The sequence below is a fragment of the Domibacillus sp. 8LH genome, from assembly GCF_038806185.1.
In the GTDB taxonomy this organism is placed as follows: domain Bacteria; phylum Bacillota; class Bacilli; order Bacillales; family Domibacillaceae; genus Domibacillus; species Domibacillus indicus_A.
The window spans coordinates 1-264 of sequence record NZ_JAVJNG010000179.1; the positions used below are offsets into that span (position 1 = coordinate 1).

Below are 264 nucleotides of genomic sequence, written 5' to 3' on the forward strand. Positions count from 1 at the left end.
CGCTTATCCTGCTCTAATTCGTAATACAAGGTGTCAAAAAACTTGCTGATTGGCTGAGGTGTTTGTTTGGCAATTACCAAGAACGCCTCATTTAGTGGAAGCTGACTATATAAAATCTCAGCCTCAAGTATTTGCAATGCATTCTTTAGTTGTCTTATTTGCTTTGGTCTATTAGAAAGTCTGCTACTCCACTCAAATCCTACCCATGTGCTCGTTATGACGAAAAGAAGTGCCCCAATCCATTGCATGTGGCCTGTCCTCCGT

At 41.7% G+C, this 264-nt stretch carries 1 pseudogene; it reads right to left on the reverse strand.

Going from position 1 to position 264, the window contains the following annotated elements:
* A pseudogene (locus tag RG959_RS24325) lies at nucleotides 1-248 on the reverse strand (stage III sporulation protein SpoIIIAB); the annotation flags it as partial.
* Between the last annotated feature and the right edge of the window lie 16 nt (nucleotides 249-264).